This window comes from Paracandidimonas lactea (assembly GCF_021653995.1).
GTDB lineage: Bacteria > Pseudomonadota > Gammaproteobacteria > Burkholderiales > Burkholderiaceae_B > Allopusillimonas > Allopusillimonas lactea.
This window is the reverse complement of the sequence record NZ_JAJJOZ010000006.1, coordinates 12,641-27,747: the sequence shown is the minus strand read 5'-3', so window position 1 is coordinate 27,747 and position 15,107 is coordinate 12,641. Positions and strand designations below refer to the sequence as shown.

Below are 15,107 nucleotides of genomic sequence, written 5' to 3'. Positions count from 1 at the left end.
CGCCGGGCTGCGTAACGCAATCGTCCTCCGCATACATCAGCGGGCAAGCACAGAAGGAGGTTCAACGATATGAGCGGACCATTGAATGGCGTCAGGGTTCTGGATCTGACCACAGCCCTGTCGGGGCCCGTCGCTTCCCAGATTCTCGGCGACATGGGGGCGGATGTCATCAAGGTGGAGCCCCCCGAGGGCGACAGCATTCGCGATATCGGTCCGGCCCGCAATCAAGGCATGGGCGCCATGTTTCTGCATACCAACCGCGGCAAACGCAGTATTGTTCTCAATCTGAAGTCGCCGGCAGGTTGTGCGGCCTTCAAGCGTCTGGCGGCCATGTCCGACGTTTTCGTCTGTAATGCGCGCCCCAAAGCCATGAGGCGCCTGGGTTTGTCGTACGCCGATCTTGCTGACGTCAATCCGGAAATTATCTATGTCAACATCGTTGGATACGGCAGCGATGGTTCCTACGCCGACAAGCCCGCCTACGATGATCTCATTCAGGCCGCGGCCGGCATTGCGTCGCTGCGGCCCGCACACGCGGCCGCCCGCTATGCGCCCATCGCCATCGCGGATCGCATCACTGGAATCCTTACAGCCAACGCGGCGTTGGGAGCGCTTTATTATCGCGCGCAAAGCGGCCAGGGCCAGCATGTTGAAGTACCTATGTTCGAATCCCTTGCCTCGCTGGTGCTGGCCGACCATATGGCGGGCCTGACCTTCGAGCCGCCGCTCGGGCCGCCTGTTTTCCGGCGTTATGCCGAGATTCGCCGGCCTATTCAGACTCGCGATGGGTTTCTTTCCATGATGGTGTTGACAGACAGACAGTGGAAGACATTTTTTACGGCTGTCGGCGAGCCGCAAATCATTGAGGATCCGCGTTTCAAGCTGATGGCGGATCGCACAAACAACCTGGAAGCGCTGTACGCCATTGTGTCCGAGATACTGGTAAAGCGCGGCACGGAAGAGTGGATTGCGCTGCTGGAGGCGGCAGACATCCCCGTCGCCAAAATCGAAACAATGGAATCACTGATGACGCATCCACATCTGGCGGCATCCGGGTTCTTCGCCACCACCAATCACCCATCCGAAGGCACCATCCGAACCATGGCTAAAACCAGCACCTGGTCGCGCACACAGCCCAGTTCCACACGGCATGCGCCGCGTCTGGGCGAACATACCGAGGAAGTTCTGACTGAAGCAGGCTTCAGCGATGCGGACATCGCAACGATTCTCGCTGAAAACACCGCTGCGGGAGCTGGATCATGAAGGCTGTGGTTTGTCGTCGCTATGGCGGGCCCGACGTGGCGAAACTGGAAACGATCGCCGCCCCCGCGATGCTTCCCGGCGGGGTGCGTATCCGCGTGGACGCATGTGCGGCAAGCTTCGCAAGCTTGCTGGTCATGGAAGGGAAACACCAGAATCGCGCGCCTCTCCCGCTTATACCGGGCACCGAGATCGCCGGCACCGTTGTCGAGGTGGACGGCGCGTCGTCGCGCTTTCGACCTGGAGATCGGGTGATCGCAGGCGTTCAGTCAGGCGGCTATGCGCAAGAGGTCGTCGCGCCTGAAACAACTGTATTCCATCTGCCCGACGATATCGGTTTTGACGCCGGTGCACAGTTGCCAACGATCTATGGCACCGCGTATGGCGCGCTGAAGTGGCGCGCGCAAGTCGAGCCCGGAGAGGTCGTTCTGGTGCATGGGGCGGCAGGCGGCAGCGGCCTGGCGGCGGTCGAGGTCGCCAAGGCGCTGGGCGCGAAAGTAATCGCGGTTGCAGGCTCGGCGGCCAAACAATCTATTGTGCGAGAGCACGGCGCCGATCACGCGATCAACTACCACGATACAGACTGGCGAACGGAGGTCCTGAACCTGACCGGCCAGCGCGGCGCGGATGTGATCTACGACCCCGTGGGCGGCGCCACGTTCGACACCTCGCTCCGATGTATCGCCCCGGAAGGCAGGATCATCCCTATGGGTTTTGCCAGCGGCACGATCCCCAGCATTCCCGCCAATATCGCGTTGGTCAAGAACATCAGCGTTCTAGGCGTTTACTGGGGGTACTACTTCGGCTGGGGGCGCCATGCTCCGCGCGCGGGCAATGATGCCAGATTGCGCGAAGGTTACGCCCAGATCTTCGATTGGGTGCGCGAGGGTCAAATCAAGCCGCGAGCCCACGCCGTATTGCCGCTGTCCCGCTTTCGCTCGGCGCTGGAAATGCTCACCACACGGGATGTGATCGGAAGAGTGGTCATGCATCCGCACGAATAAAACCAACTTCAACCAAACGTGAATTCAAACAAGGAGACAACAATGTTCAAACGTATCACTTCAGCCAGCCTTGCCCGAATTGCAGGCATAGCCGCATTGATGGGCGTGGTCTCGGCCGCCAGTGCCCAAGATGCCTACCCAACACGCCCAATCACCCTGGTTATTCCCTATCAGGCGGGTGGAACAACTGAAACGTTCGCACGCGTGATTATCGATGACGTTGCGAAGCTGCTCGGCCAGCCTATCGTCGTTCATCCCAAACCAGGTGCAGCCGGCACTATCGGCGCGCGCAGCGTGGCCGACACTGCCCCAGACGGCTATACGCTGCTAGCCAATACCTCGCAGCATGTCATGTACGACGGCATGTTCAAGAACTTGCCGTTCGATCCGGTGAAAGACTTTGTGCCGGTTGGCCTGCTCGGCTCCGCGCCTATCATTGTCGTTACCAGCGCCGATGCGCCGTACAAAACGTTCAAGGATGTCGTCGCCGCGGCAAAAACCAAGAACATCACCTACGCATCGGGCGCACAAGGTTCCCTGCCCCACCTGACCGGCGAACGCGTTGCATTGCAGGGTAAGCTGGATATGACGCATGTAGCGTTCAGCGGAACAGCACCGGCACTGACAAACGTGATGGGCGGCCATGTGGATCTACTGTATTCAACTGCTGCCAGCGTTATGCCTCAGATCTATGCGGGCAAATTGAAGGCGCTTGCCGTATCCAGCCAGAAACGCATGCCTGAGCTGCCGAACGTGCCGACGATAGCGGAAGAAATGGGCCTGGACAACTTCGACGTCACCGCATGGTACGCCGTCTGGGCACCCAAGGGCACCAACCCCAAGATCATCGATGCCTTCAACAAAGCGATGCGCGAGGCTTCCGCAACACCCGCCGCGCTAGAGCGCATGAAGAAGTTCAGTGTCATGCCCAGCCAGCTAACCGCGCAGCAGTTCTCCGCGTTTGCCCTGAAAGAACGCAATACGTGGCTTGACGTCATGAAGCAAGCAAATATGCAGCCGAGCAACTGAGATATCGCCGCAGCTTGATCAAACCCGCATGCGCGGGGGCTTGTATCTGTATATGGGTGGGAGGGACCGGGCATCCCTCCCACTCCGCCAAATCAGCACCGCCATTCGTCGGATGCCCAGCTATGTTTATGACCCGCACAATAAGTGTCAAAAATTGCGGGGGATAGGACATGGAGCGGCAGACACTGGCTGCCAGCACGCTCGGGGTATCGCTTGGGCGCGGGGATATATTATCGGGCTTGCGCGCGTGGCGGCTGGCCGAATGGCTCATCGTAGCGGCCTGCGCGATGGAACGCCCCTTCATCCTGATACAAATCCAGCGGCTGTTCGGCACGCCCGACCTCATTAAAAACATTGCGCTTGCCATGCTGGTCCTCACGAGCTGGCTGCTCATTGTTCTTCTATATCTGTACGCTGCCCGCTGCCGCGGCGTCCTCAAATGGGCGCTCTTCGCCGCCCTCACACTTTCATCCATGCTCGCCGATTTCTTCTACGTTGTGTCCGGGCATGCGTTGATGTACTCGGATTACATTGTTCTGCAGCACGCGCTCAGCAACACCACTGACGCCCTGGCGGAATACGCCACCGCCTCGCCCTACACCCTCCTGCGCCATACGATGCTCTTGGCGGGGTTTTGCCTGATGCCCCCCGCCTCCCGCGCGGCGCCCAAGGCGCTGGCGATGCTGCTGATATCAGTTGCGCTCGTCACGGCGGTATGCGTGGCTAAAAAAGGCGCAGTAACCCATTTGCTGCCGGGCACCGTCGCAGCCTATGGCCTGCACGCGGCCACATATTTCGACCGCGACCGCGAGCGCCAACCGTATCTCTACACAACAGCCATGCTGCCGGCGCAGCAGGTAGCCGACCGGAACATCGTACTGGTGATCGACGAAAGCATACGGTCTGACTTCATGAATGGCGAACGGCTCAGGGCCATCATGCAAAGCACACGCAGCCCTTGGAACGCCTATGACTTCGGCCCCACGCTTGCCGGCAACAATTGCAGCTCAGCCAGCAACCTGATCCTGCGCAAAGGCCCGCGGCCCAGCCATATTGCCTCTGATCTGCATCGTCACGCGCTGATCTGGAGCTATGCCGCCAACGCAGGCTTTGAACGGTACTTGCTCGATGCACAGGGTGACGGCAACGGCCACAACCATTTTGACAAAGCTGAGCTAAATATGCTGACCGCCAACATCCCGGTCATGTCATTGCCGCACGATGCACAGATCCTGGACGCCATGCCTTTTCTTCAAGCGCCCGGCAAGACGTTTTCCATCATCCTCAAAAAAGGAGCACACTTTCCGTACAGCAAGAACTATCCGGAAGATTATGTGCTGATTCGCACATCAAACTACATCGCCGCCAACAACGAACGCCAAGAGTACGCCAAGGCAGTCGAATGGCAGACCGAACGCTTCCTCAAGAAACTGCTGCAACTCGACCTGAATATGCCTACCGTAGTCATTTATACGTCGGATCACGGCCAGAACCTGGCCGATCAGCCTGGCGCCACACACTGCACCGCATCGAGCAAGCCCTACAAGGGCGAGGGCTTGGTGCCATTGATCGCATTCACCAATTACCCCGATGCGGATCTGGCACAAAGCACGCATGCACATTATGGCCGCCTCTCGCACTTCAACGTCCCGCCTACGCTGCTCAATTACATGGGCTACCGCACGGATTCAGCCCCGAATATCTTCAGCGGCTCGATGTTCAACCCCGGCACCCCAGTGAGCGGATTCAGCTACGGCAGCCCCTTTGGTTATTTCGGCAGCCCCGTCATGATGATGGCTGTGGATGATCGGCAGCTCTCGGAGTAGGCGGATGTGCGCATCACCCGGCGCCCTGCGTATTACGCCCCCCCGGCGGCTGCAGCGCGCTGATCGCCCCACCCGCCCAGGTTGCTCGAACCAGCGTAGTCATATGTGGCGGCAGCCCGTTCCGAGTGGCGTTGTGGCGCGGATGCCGAAAATCAGGCACGGCACACTTGACCTTCCAACAACAAGAAGGATTATGCTAGTTCTGTTTGAAGTTTCCAGGCACCCACTGGGCCACTGACACCTTCGGACGGAACTTTCCACGAACGGATCGACTGTTCTGGCGTCTACCATCACCTGCCCCACTACAGCCATGCATATCAATAAGCCATACCCGCCCGTTCAACATAGAGGCTGCTGATCATGAAAAACCTTGTCCACGCCTACGCTCCCTTGGTCTGGTTTGCGTTGGCGATCATGCCCGGCCAGGCACACGCGCACTTTGCAGACGGCTCAATGATGGGCGGGATGATGTGGCTGATGATACTTTTCTGGCTGCTCATTGTCGCCGTACTTGTCCTCACCATCGCAGCACTTATCAAATACCTCTTCGGCAAGTAGTAGGCTGCCGAGTGCTACATCTCACGATCAGGAGATCGCTATGAATACCAAAGCCATTCTTATTGCATCCCTCGCTGCCTTGACGTTGGGTGCGGGCATGCCAAGCCTCGCGGCAACGCATGCGCAGGGCCAAACCCCTTCTTCCTCGGGGATGTCCAGCGATCAAGCAGCCCCTCAGCATAAGCCCGGTGGCCCCATGATGGACGGCGGGATGATGGGGCGAGGCATGATGGGCGGAGGCATGGGGGGCATGATGGGTGGGGGTATGGGTGACATGATGAATAGCGGTATGGCGGGCATGATGGGCGGTTGCCACGCCGCGATGGACACCGGCCTGGATCGCAAGACAGCGATGCAGATGCATGGGGAGATGATGCGCGCGATGGGTGACATACTTGTCAAGTATGCAGACAAAGTCACGGAGCCGGCGCCGAAGCATTGAACACGAACGGCTGCCCAGGCACGGGAGCCTCAATGCCCGGCACCCGTGCCCGTAGCGGCTTTACCTCATGCAGTGCAAGCGCCCGTCGGACCCGCAAATTGCATGCACAGCAGCAGCGCTGCCACAGCACGGCAAAATGCCGGTGGGGCTCAATGCAGTGACATTAGTGCGGCCCACAGCACGCCCGTACATCACTGATTTACCTTTCCGGGTAGGGACAGATCACCCGACGCCACCTTGAAGACGTTGGCTACGCACAGCAATGGCGTATGCATGCTGGCATTGACTCGCAGCGCGGCGGTCACCCCGTCGAAGCTGCCTGCCTTGATAACGCCGATATCATCGAAAGGCACACGCACCGCTACCGTTTGCGCGTTGAATACCGGCGCCCATCCCGGGCTGTCAATCAGGATGGGCAATCCAGGCCAGGTCTTGGGCAGGCTCGGCTTACTGCCGTCGGGGATGTCCACGACTTTCAAGGCGTCCTTTCCGCAGGCCGCATCCGGTTGCAGAACCACCCAATGCGAATGCCAAAGGTCGCCATCGTTGTCCAGTTTTCCATCGCCGTTCTCATCGAACAGCGGTGTGTCATCAAAATCGGGATGCGCGGTAACCGCAAAAGCAAGAATGCCCGCTTTCGGCGCAAAACCGACGACGGATGGGTCCAGGCTGGTTGGCCAGACGTAGGAGAAAACCGTACTGCCAGCCAACTTGCCCGTGGCGGCGGGCTTCGTCTCACCGGCCCTCCCGGATACGGCCATTTGGAAGGTGGCAACATTGCCCTCAGTGGTGATTGTCGTGCGGACGATGTCGAAGGGTGCATTGACGCCTGTCAGGGTTTTGCCCGCGTCGGAAGCGATACCGTGATGGCTACTCGTGCCGTAAGCGGGTATACCGCCGGCCATGCCCGCCAACAGTGCACCGAAGAGAAGAAATGACTTTGACGATTTCATCATTGATCCTTTGTCCTTAGCTTTGGTATGGACAAGTATATGCAGTCCCGTTGTATTATTTGAGTTAATTAGTTCATAAAACATATCATTTCGTTCAAATAAACATCCTGCAATGAGCACCCTACAAACAGCACCCGCCATCGACCGTCTTTCAGGCATCCTGGAACGCTTCCAGGTACAGGCGCAGCTGCATCACGCAGGCGTGCTGTGCGGGCTGACGCATTTCGATGCCAGTGAAGGGTATGGGTATTTGCATGTACTGCGCCGTGGACGGCTGACGGTAAGCCATCCGGGCGCACAAGGCGTCCCCCCGTCGATACAGTTCGACGAGCCAGCTCTATTGCTGTATGCGCGCCCTATCACACATCGCTTCCACAATCCGCCGGCGGAAGGGTCGGACTTCGTCTGTGCACGGCTGCTCTTCGATGGCGGCGCACACAACCCACTGGCCAGAGCGCTGCCATCCTTGATTGCGGTTCCGCTCTCATACGTGCCTGGCCTTCATGCAGCACTTGAATTGCTGTTCGCCGAGACCGAACGTGTACGCTGCGGCCAGCGCTTGCTGGCCGATCGACTCTTCGAAGTGGTTGTCCTCCAGCTGCTGCGCTGGCTGCTCGACCACCCGCAGGAGGCCGGCATACAGGCAGGCCTGATCACGGGCCTGTCTGATCATCGCCTGGCCCGCGCATTGGTGGCCATGCATGAAAGCCCAGGTGAGCCCTGGACACTGACGCGCATGGCGGAACACGCCGGGATGTCTCGCACGGCATTTGCCAATACCTTCCGCGAGGTGGTTGGCCAAACACCCGCAGATTACCTGAGCGACTGGCGGATCTCGCTGGCACAAAGGCGTTTGCGCGAGGGGCGGCCACTCAAGACGCTGGCGCAAGAACTCGGCTATGCCAATCCGTCGGCGCTGTCGCGCGCCTTCGCAGGGAAAGTAGGAGCATGCCCCCGCGAGTGGCTGGCGAAAGCACCATGAACCATGAGTGCCGTCAAATTTGGCAGATCGTCTTTGCTGCAAGATCGTCTTTGCTGCAAGATCGTCTTTGCTGCTAGCTCGTCTGTGTTGTTAGCTTGTTTTCGCTGCTAGATCGTCTGTATTGCATATGCCTCGCGGCTCGCTGCAGCAGGTGCCGCACCAAATGCGTTATGCGTCGGTGCGGCGCAAGGCCAGCGCCAGCATAATCAGCATAATCCCCTGGAAAATCAGGTCGATTGAGAGCAGCACGCCCAGTATCCAGACGCTGTTTTGAGGCCACCCCGCCGCTATCAGCAGCCCCGCCAGCACCGAAATCACGCCCGACAGCGCCAACCAGCCGCCGCCCGGCTGGCCACGATTCTGGAGCCACACCCAAAGGCGAAAGACGCCGGAAGCGATGAGCGTTGCACCCAGCAACAAAGTCAGGACAGCGGCGCCTGCCAGCGGATCGTAGAACGCCACGAAGCCCGCCGCCAGATACAGCACCCCACTCAGCGTCCATAGCAGAAAACCACCCAGACCTTTTAATTTCCAGGCATGGATCAACATGCCCACGCCGCCGATCAGCATCATGATCCCCACCACCAGTACACTGGCGACGGTGGCGGCCAACACCGACATAGCGGCGACAACACCCAGAATCAACAACAGGACTCCAAGTGTGAGAAACCAGCCTCGCTTCTCGCGCATCACGGCAAGCGCTTCCGCCACGCGGGCAGAATCAATCTCGTGGGGTTGCTTCATGGGAGTTCCTCCGTGAACAAATAGGTCGGGACAAGCAAGGCATGCACGCCCAGCAACTCAAAGTCTGGCATAAAAATTCTGTTGAATACATGACGGCTATCGAAGAATCAGCAAATCCAAGGCCCATCAGCGTTCTGCGGACGCAGTTCGATGGCACGCAAGGCTGTCCGCCTGTGCTGTTCCCCACCCGCTGTCGCATGATATGACTCCAGCAGGCATAACACTTGCATTCGAAGGAATGAGTCATTCTTCAGAAGCGAGCCATGAACATAGACTGGTCAGGGATGTTTGCGTTTTCTATGTCGCCCTGGGAACTGATCGCCCGCGGCACACTGATGTATTGGTTTATTTTTATCGTGCTGCGCTTGGCCGGGCGGCGGGACTTGGGGTCGTTCAGCACCACAGACATGCTGCTGCTGGTGCTCATCGCCGATGCCGCGCAAAACGGCATGTCCGCCCAATACAACAGCGTGACAGATGGCGGGATTCTCGTCTTCACGCTGGTTTTCTGGAGCGCCGCGTCCAATCGCATCGCATTCTACTTCCCCCGCGTCCGACCATTTTTTGAACCCCACAGGGTTTTGCTCATTAAAGACGGCCAGCTTCAACGCCACGGCATGCGCCGCGAGCATGTAAGCAAAGATGAGTTGATGGAGGAACTGCGGCTGCAGGGCATCAATGACGTTGCCGATGTGGTGTATGCCTATATGGAATCCACGGGCGACGTTAGCATCAAGACCAAAGACGAGAGGCGGCCCGGACCCTTCTGGCGTCCAGATGAGTAGCCCGCGCAAGTTCGGGCATGGCAGCGACGCCCTCCCAGGCACGCACTTTGCTGCAGGCGTGTATTCAGAAAATCAACGACCAAACTCAACGACCAAACCTGCGGACATGCGCGAAATCGAATCAATCGCCCAATACATGCACGACCACCACTTGCTCCTCGTCACGGCCGAATCCTGCACCGCAGGCCTGATTGCGGCGCGGTTGGTGGATGCGCCCGGTGCGGGTGACATCCTTGATTGCGCGTTCGTGACCTACTCCCCAGCCGCGAAGCGTGACTGCCTGGATGTACGCCCATCGACCCTGGAACACTTTGGTTTGACGAGCGAAGAAGTGTCGATAGAGATGGCGCGCGGCGCGCTTTCACGAAGCCGCGCAAACGTTTCCATCGCCAATACGGGTGTTACAGAACCCATGCCTGACGGGCCGGCCGCTGGCACACAATGCTTTTGCTGGATATTCAAGGACGCGGCGAGCATACACGTTTTTTCAAAGACACGGCAGTTTCACGGCTCGAGAAATGAAATTCGAAGCGCGAGCGCGGATTATGCACTTCAGCGCTTGGTTCACCTCCATGCCAGCCTTGGACTGAACGCCAGTCATGACGCCGCTGAACACACTGACGACTAGCGCCAAGGACGATCGCGGCTTCAGCCTCACGCGCGGTCCGCGCGTACGCGAGGAGTAAACGCATGCAAGAGCCATTTAGAAAGTTTGCCGAAGCCACGTCAAAAGCGGCTGGCTCCCCTTGGGCGTTCAGCGCCGCCATCGGACTTGTTGTGATATGGGCAATATCAGGCCCCCTGTTCGGCTTCTCGGACACCTGGCAGCTCGTTATCAACACCGGCACGACCATCGTTACGTTCCTGATGGTATTCCTGATTCAGAACGCACAGAATCGCGACTCCCTTACCTTGCAGCTGAAGCTGGACGAACTGCTTTGTGCCGTGAAGGGGGCCCGGGACGGAATGGTGAACCTTGAAGACCTGAGCGAAGAGAGCCTGAACAAACTGCGCGAAGAATTCAGGCAGACGGCGCAAGCGAAAGAGCGTTCGAATGAGATCTCAACCTAGCCCGAGGCACCCCACGATACCGCCCATTCTCGACCAGCATCTGGAGATACCCGGCTTGGACGATGCGGGCCAGCTGTTTCTTGCGACAACTCAGACCCTATAAAGCACTAAGCGCTTGGCTTCGAAATACCCGCCAACGCCTCCCCAGTGGCGCGTATGTCCTTACCATCAACGGCCAAGTCCCCCAGTGCAACAATACCCACCAGCCGCTTTTCTCTATTGACGACCGGCAACCGTCTGATTTGGTGGTCACGCATAATCTGTTTAGCAGTGTCGACGGACTCATCGTCATACACCCATTTGACATCGGTGCTCATAGACTCACGCACCTTTGCGTTAGCATCACTGCCCTCTGCAATCGCGCGTATCACGATATCGCGATCCGACAGCGTGCCGACGAGCCGGTCATGCTCGCCCACGGGCATGAGGCCGAAATCCCCGTCGCGCATTTGTCGCGCAGCGTCCTTAATGCTGGCGTCTGGGTGCAGTATTTTTACGTCGTGGCTCATTACATCCGCAATCTGTTGCATGGTTAACTCCTGTATCCGTTAAGTTCCTGACGCGCTCGCTATCCTGAACGATCACGCAGCTCCGTTACACCTTCCTCAGCCGCGCAATGCGCGCAACAGAATATCCGCCCGCTCTTCTCCACGCCATGCCCGATGATCGACACACCACAATGCGCACAGTGCGGTGCAACCATTCGGATCGCACACTCAAAGCTGTCGAACGTATAGGTTTTGCCCGACGCGGTCAGTTCGAAGGTTTTGTCATACTCATTTCCACAAGCGTCACATTTGCTCATTGCATATCTCCTTGTAGATGCAGCCAAACACAGCAAGTGGCATGCCGACTGGCCGCGCCCGCCCGCGTTGATAGCACCTGGCGCCCGATGTAGGGCCGGAATGTGGAGGCGGAATGTGGGGCCAGAATATGGGCCGGAATATGGACAGGAATAGGGGGCGAATGTGGAGATTGGTTGCCATGTATGGCAGCAGCGGCAAGGATAATGCGGCGAGTTAAGGGCGGTCCCGCGTAGATATCAGGGCTCTACCCGCCCCCGCAGTTTCTTTACCAGACCGCGTACAGCCTTGCCCTCCAGCCGCCGGCGCTGCGAGCCCAGCGTCGGGCGTGTCGCCCTGCGCGGCACAGTGGGCTGCGAGACGCTATCGACCAATGCCTGTAAACGCGCAATAGCGTCAAGCCGATTCTTCTCCTGACTGCGACTGCTCTGCGCCTTGATGACCACGTCACCATCATCTGTGATGCGCTGGTCGCGCAAGGCGAGCAAACGTTCTTTGATCTCTGGCGGCAACGATGACCGCGGGATCGAATAACGCAGGTGGACGGCGCTTGATACCTTATTAACATTCTGGCCGCCCGCGCCCTGTGCGCGGATAGCACTGAAGACCATGTCCTCTTTCGAAACGATGAACCGGGAGATTGTCATGGCTGTTGGCTCGGTTTACTTGCGGGTTTCCTATAGACTCACTGTAGCAGGCGCCGAGCCCTACCCACCCAATTCTTTCTTGAGGCCACACCCGTGCAGCAATACTTATATATCGAACCACTGACGGAAGAAGCGTTTGCACCGTACGGCAGCATGTTGGGGAGGCCATATGGGCACGATACCCCTGCATACAGCAACCCCGCTACAGACTTTTGGCACCAACACCACTTCAATGCGGGCCAAGACGGCACGCCCGAAGTTTTATGGGTCAACTATCGCAAGAACGACCGGCTGATCAACACACTCGAAGTGCACTGGCTGACTGAGCAGGCGATTATTCCACTCGGAGACCAAGAGATTATTCACGTCGTTGCCATATGCGACGCATCCGGCACACGCCCAGACCTGGCCACCCTGAAGGCCTTCCGCGTCCCTCCGGGCCGGGGCGTCTGTATGAAGCCTGGCTGCTGGCACGCCACACAAGTGCTCAGCAACGAGGTCAACTGCGTCATGCTCACCCGCGGCTCGACAACGCTAGAGTTGGTGACGCACCTTCAGGATCAGGCCCCCGCCCGTGAAACCGCTTTGTTCACGCTGCCTCAAGCGAAAATACTGCAAATAACATCGCCTATCGCTCCATCCCTTTCGGCAAAGCAAAGCCAGCGCACTTGACGACCATCAACAGCCCGCGGACGAAGGGCTGATTCTGTCGTTGCGGATGAGGTTGAGGATAGGGGCGGGGCGAGGATGGTTGCTAATCCACCTTTGCGCCAGATTGCTTTACGATCTCGCCCCAAGTCGTATATTCGCGCTTGAGAAGCTCAGCGAAGGCCTCGGGGCTTGAGGGTCGTGGCAAGGCGCCGAGGGATTCGAGCTTCGCTGCCACATCAGGGTCTCGCAGGATTGCCTGTAGTGGTTGGTTGATCGCCTTGACATACGCAAGGGGCGTGTTCGCAGGGAAAACCATGCCCAGCCAAGCGGCCACCTCGAAGCCCTTGAGCCCCATTTCATCAAGAGTGGGGGTGTCGGGAAACAAGTCCAGCCGTTTGGGCACGGTCACGGCCAGCAGTTTCAAGCGACCCGAATTGATAAAAGGTTTGGTCACCGTGACGGTCTCCATGCCGACATCAACATTGCTTGCTGCGATGTCTGTCATGGCTCGTGCACTGCCCTTATACGGCACGTGCACGAGGTCCGTGCCGGTTTCCCGCTGCAGTAACTCCATCCCCAGATGGGAAAGCGTGCCACTGCCCGACGATGTGTGATCAAGCTCGCCGGGGTGAGCCTTGGCATATTCCAGAAAGCCTTTGAAATCACTGAAAGGCGCATCCGGGCGCGCAACCATCACAAGCGGAAAATCGATCAGGGTGCCGATGGGTGTGAAATCCTTTAAGGTGTCGTAGCCGACTGACTTGTATAAATGGGGGTTAGTCACATAAGCAGCGGTCGCGGACAGAACCATCGTGTAGCCGTCAGGATTTGCCTTTGCCAGGTGGGCGAGGGCCAGGCTGGCTCCCTGGCCGGGCTTGTTCTCTACGATAATGGGCTGACCCAGCTTCTGGGCTAGTTTCTCCGCCACCAGCCTGCCCACAATGTCCGTTGCCTGGCCCGGCGGATATCCAATGATCATGGTGATGGGTTTATCCGGATAGGAGGACCACGCAGGGGATCCACAGGCGACGGCGATTATGCCGGCCGCCATCCACTTCGCAAGCACTTTCATTTTTCTGTCTCCTCTCATACATGTCGCCTAACAATGGTTCGTTTCAGATAACGCCCGCTTCTTTCAACGCCGCAATGTCCTCATGCCCCAATCCCAGCGACCGCAGGACTTCATCGTTGTGTTGTCCGAGTGACGGCCCGGCGTGCCGCACTGAGCCCGGTGAATTCTTGAATACTGGCGCGACATTCTGCATGCGCACCATACCGAGCTCCCCGTCCGGCACGCCGACCAACGCGTTGCGAGCGGCGAAATGCGGATCGTCAAAGATATCGGCAATATCGTAGATTGGGCTGAATCCCACTTCGTTTTCATCGAGCCTGACGCTTAACTCATCCAACGCATGCTTGGCGACTTCGCTACGGATGATTGCATCGAGAGGCAGCCGGTTTGTCACCCGGCGTGGATTATCCAGAAACCGTTCGTCAGCAATCAGATCCGGCCGCTCAAGCGCCCGGCATAGGCGTTCGTAAATGCTTTGGGTGGACGCGGCAATCGATGCCCACTTCCCATCGCGCGTCATGTAGATGTTCCCGGGTGCCGCATACTGGCTGAAGCTGCCCGAACGTTGCCGTACGATGCCCAACTGGTCATACTCGATGGGCAGGAATTCCATGATTCTGAACATGGATTCCATCAACGAACAATCGATCTCCTCGCCTTTCGCCACCCCATTCGCGTGACGCTGATACAAGGCAGCCAATACGCCGACTGCGCCGAACAGGCCCGCAACCGCATCCGCGATCGGAAAACCGAGATGCAAAGGCGGGCCCTCCGCCTCACCACAGATGTTCGTGAAGCCAGTCATCGCTTCGAATACCCGTGCGAAGCCAGGTCGATGACTGTACGGGCCGGTCTGCCCGAACCCCGTGACTCGCAGAATCGTCAGGCCGGGATTGATCTCATGCATCCAATCTTTGGTAATGCCCCAGCCGTCCAATTTGCCGGGCCGGAAATTCTCGACAACGACGTCATAGTCGGGCAGCAGTCGGCCCAATAGAGCACGGCCTTCCGGCTTGCGTAGATCGATGGTAATGCCGCGCTTGTTGCGGTTTGTCACCTTCCACCAGAGCGGTATACCCGCCTTGTGGGGTGGTAGGTTGCGCAGCGAGTCGCCGGAGCCCGGCAGTTCAACTTTCAGCACATCAGCACCAAAGTCGCCGAGCATGGTTGCCGCGAACGGCCCTGCATATACCGTAGACAGATCGAGTACGCGAAGACCCTTCAAAGGTCCTGAGAACGTGGATGGATCGTGCATGGCGGACATGGTTATCACTTCAGTG

18 protein-coding genes are annotated in these 15,107 nt (G+C 58.4%); 11 read left to right on the top strand and 7 right to left on the bottom strand.

What is annotated here, in order from left to right:
- The first annotated feature begins 69 nt into the window (after positions 1–69).
- The 6 genes from LOL23_RS11795 to LOL23_RS11770 all read left to right on the top strand — a co-directional run bounded on the left by LOL23_RS11795 (position 70) and on the right by LOL23_RS11770 (position 6,119).
- Complete coding sequence (locus LOL23_RS11795) at positions 70–1,263, top strand: CaiB/BaiF CoA transferase family protein (protein ID WP_237173634.1); 1,194 nt, start codon at positions 70–72, stop codon at positions 1,261–1,263.
- Complete coding sequence (locus LOL23_RS11790; RefSeq protein ID WP_237173633.1) at positions 1,260–2,264, top strand: NADPH:quinone oxidoreductase family protein; 1,005 nt, start codon at positions 1,260–1,262, stop codon at positions 2,262–2,264. Before LOL23_RS11795 ends, LOL23_RS11790 begins: the two co-directional genes overlap by 4 nt.
- 42 nt (positions 2,265–2,306) lie before the next feature.
- Positions 2,307–3,293, top strand: a complete 987-nt coding sequence (locus LOL23_RS11785) for a Bug family tripartite tricarboxylate transporter substrate binding protein (protein WP_160981172.1) — start codon at positions 2,307–2,309, stop codon at positions 3,291–3,293.
- A 170-nt stretch (positions 3,294–3,463) separates the two neighbouring features.
- Positions 3,464–5,119 (top strand): sulfatase-like hydrolase/transferase, encoded by a 1,656-nt coding sequence (locus tag LOL23_RS11780; RefSeq protein ID WP_237173632.1) that lies wholly within the window; start codon positions 3,464–3,466, stop codon positions 5,117–5,119.
- 360 nt (positions 5,120–5,479) lie between these two features.
- Positions 5,480–5,677, top strand: a complete 198-nt coding sequence (locus tag LOL23_RS11775) for a hypothetical protein (RefSeq protein ID WP_202411778.1) — start codon at positions 5,480–5,482, stop codon at positions 5,675–5,677.
- A gap of 40 nt (positions 5,678–5,717) precedes the next feature.
- Positions 5,718–6,119, top strand: coding sequence for a hypothetical protein (locus LOL23_RS11770; RefSeq protein ID WP_160981176.1), 402 nt, complete (start codon positions 5,718–5,720; stop codon positions 6,117–6,119).
- 191 nt (positions 6,120–6,310) lie between these two features.
- Here the strand turns inward: LOL23_RS11770 and LOL23_RS11765 are convergent, their stop codons facing one another.
- Complete coding sequence (locus LOL23_RS11765) at positions 6,311–7,156, bottom strand: hypothetical protein (RefSeq protein WP_237173631.1); 846 nt, start codon at positions 7,154–7,156, stop codon at positions 6,311–6,313.
- A 28-nt stretch (positions 7,157–7,184) separates the two neighbouring features.
- Here LOL23_RS11765 and LOL23_RS11760 point away from each other — a divergent pair, with 28 nt between their 5' ends.
- Positions 7,185–8,054, top strand: coding sequence for an AraC family transcriptional regulator (locus LOL23_RS11760; protein WP_237173630.1), 870 nt, complete (start codon positions 7,185–7,187; stop codon positions 8,052–8,054).
- 168 nt (positions 8,055–8,222) lie between these two features.
- Here the strand turns inward: LOL23_RS11760 and LOL23_RS11755 are convergent, their stop codons facing one another.
- On the bottom strand, positions 8,223–8,798 hold the full coding sequence (locus tag LOL23_RS11755) for an HdeD family acid-resistance protein (protein WP_237173629.1): 576 nt from the start codon (positions 8,796–8,798) through the stop codon (positions 8,223–8,225).
- A gap of 263 nt (positions 8,799–9,061) precedes the next feature.
- Between LOL23_RS11755 and LOL23_RS11750 the strand changes: the two genes are divergently transcribed.
- The 3 genes from LOL23_RS11750 to LOL23_RS11740 all read left to right on the top strand — a co-directional run bounded on the left by LOL23_RS11750 (position 9,062) and on the right by LOL23_RS11740 (position 10,654).
- Positions 9,062–9,583, top strand: a complete 522-nt coding sequence (locus LOL23_RS11750) for a DUF421 domain-containing protein (protein WP_160981180.1) — start codon at positions 9,062–9,064, stop codon at positions 9,581–9,583.
- Positions 9,576–10,211: a CinA family protein gene (locus LOL23_RS11745; RefSeq protein ID WP_369414120.1), complete on the top strand. Its 636-nt coding sequence runs from the start codon at positions 9,576–9,578 to the stop codon at positions 10,209–10,211. Before LOL23_RS11750 ends, LOL23_RS11745 begins: the two co-directional genes overlap by 8 nt.
- Positions 10,212–10,273: 62 nt before the next feature.
- Positions 10,274–10,654, top strand: coding sequence for a low affinity iron permease family protein (locus tag LOL23_RS11740; protein WP_160981182.1), 381 nt, complete (start codon positions 10,274–10,276; stop codon positions 10,652–10,654).
- Positions 10,655–10,761: 107 nt separating this feature from the next.
- On the opposite strand, the gene LOL23_RS11735 is transcribed toward LOL23_RS11740, so the two are convergent.
- From LOL23_RS11735 to arfB, 3 genes are all read right to left on the bottom strand, one after another.
- A complete protein-coding gene (locus tag LOL23_RS11735) occupies positions 10,762–11,184 on the bottom strand; it encodes a CBS domain-containing protein (protein ID WP_160981184.1) in 423 nt (140 codons plus the stop codon).
- 38 nt (positions 11,185–11,222) lie between these two features.
- The gene (locus LOL23_RS11730) at positions 11,223–11,459 is read right to left on the bottom strand and encodes a metallothionein (RefSeq protein WP_160981186.1); all 237 of its coding nucleotides are present in this window, start codon (positions 11,457–11,459) and stop codon (positions 11,223–11,225) included.
- Positions 11,460–11,696: 237 nt separating this feature from the next.
- Entirely contained in the window at positions 11,697–12,104 is a 408-nt protein-coding gene (gene arfB, locus LOL23_RS11725) for an alternative ribosome rescue aminoacyl-tRNA hydrolase ArfB (protein WP_160981188.1), read from the bottom strand.
- 93 nt (positions 12,105–12,197) lie between these two features.
- Here arfB and LOL23_RS11720 point away from each other — a divergent pair, with 93 nt between their 5' ends.
- Positions 12,198–12,776: an ureidoglycolate lyase gene (locus LOL23_RS11720; RefSeq protein WP_160981190.1), complete on the top strand. Its 579-nt coding sequence runs from the start codon at positions 12,198–12,200 to the stop codon at positions 12,774–12,776.
- Between the two features lie 82 nt (positions 12,777–12,858).
- Here the strand turns inward: LOL23_RS11720 and LOL23_RS11715 are convergent, their stop codons facing one another.
- Both LOL23_RS11715 and LOL23_RS11710 read right to left on the bottom strand, forming a co-directional pair.
- The gene (locus tag LOL23_RS11715; protein ID WP_237173628.1) at positions 12,859–13,827 is read right to left on the bottom strand and encodes a Bug family tripartite tricarboxylate transporter substrate binding protein; all 969 of its coding nucleotides are present in this window, start codon (positions 13,825–13,827) and stop codon (positions 12,859–12,861) included.
- A gap of 43 nt (positions 13,828–13,870) precedes the next feature.
- A complete protein-coding gene (locus LOL23_RS11710; protein ID WP_202411751.1) occupies positions 13,871–15,091 on the bottom strand; it encodes a CaiB/BaiF CoA transferase family protein in 1,221 nt (406 codons plus the stop codon).
- Between the last annotated feature and the right edge of the window lie 16 nt (positions 15,092–15,107).

Bases quoted from the DNA above. Each gene is read 5' to 3' on its own strand.
- LOL23_RS11795 (WP_237173634.1), top strand. From the start codon at position 70: ATGAGCGGACCATTGAATGGCGTCAGGGTTCTGGATCTGACCACAGCC.
- LOL23_RS11790 (WP_237173633.1), top strand. From the start codon at position 1,260: ATGAAGGCTGTGGTTTGTCGTCGCTATGGCGGGCCCGACGTGGCGAAA.
- LOL23_RS11785 (WP_160981172.1), top strand. From the start codon at position 2,307: ATGTTCAAACGTATCACTTCAGCCAGCCTTGCCCGAATTGCAGGCATA.
- LOL23_RS11780 (WP_237173632.1), top strand. From the start codon at position 3,464: ATGGAGCGGCAGACACTGGCTGCCAGCACGCTCGGGGTATCGCTTGGG.
- LOL23_RS11775 (WP_202411778.1), top strand. From the start codon at position 5,480: ATGAAAAACCTTGTCCACGCCTACGCTCCCTTGGTCTGGTTTGCGTTG.
- LOL23_RS11770 (WP_160981176.1), top strand. From the start codon at position 5,718: ATGAATACCAAAGCCATTCTTATTGCATCCCTCGCTGCCTTGACGTTG.
- LOL23_RS11765 (WP_237173631.1), bottom strand. From the start codon at position 7,156: ATGTTTTATGAACTAATTAACTCAAATAATACAACGGGACTGCATATA.
- LOL23_RS11760 (WP_237173630.1), top strand. From the start codon at position 7,185: ATGAGCACCCTACAAACAGCACCCGCCATCGACCGTCTTTCAGGCATC.
- LOL23_RS11755 (WP_237173629.1), bottom strand. From the start codon at position 8,798: ATGAAGCAACCCCACGAGATTGATTCTGCCCGCGTGGCGGAAGCGCTT.
- LOL23_RS11750 (WP_160981180.1), top strand. From the start codon at position 9,062: ATGAACATAGACTGGTCAGGGATGTTTGCGTTTTCTATGTCGCCCTGG.
- LOL23_RS11745 (WP_369414120.1), top strand. From the start codon at position 9,576: ATGAGTAGCCCGCGCAAGTTCGGGCATGGCAGCGACGCCCTCCCAGGC.
- LOL23_RS11740 (WP_160981182.1), top strand. From the start codon at position 10,274: ATGCAAGAGCCATTTAGAAAGTTTGCCGAAGCCACGTCAAAAGCGGCT.
- LOL23_RS11735 (WP_160981184.1), bottom strand. From the start codon at position 11,184: ATGCAACAGATTGCGGATGTAATGAGCCACGACGTAAAAATACTGCAC.
- LOL23_RS11730 (WP_160981186.1), bottom strand. From the start codon at position 11,459: ATGAGCAAATGTGACGCTTGTGGAAATGAGTATGACAAAACCTTCGAA.
- arfB (WP_160981188.1), bottom strand. From the start codon at position 12,104: ATGACAATCTCCCGGTTCATCGTTTCGAAAGAGGACATGGTCTTCAGT.
- LOL23_RS11715 (WP_237173628.1), bottom strand. From the start codon at position 13,827: ATGAAAGTGCTTGCGAAGTGGATGGCGGCCGGCATAATCGCCGTCGCC.
- LOL23_RS11710 (WP_202411751.1), bottom strand. From the start codon at position 15,091: ATGTCCGCCATGCACGATCCATCCACGTTCTCAGGACCTTTGAAGGGT.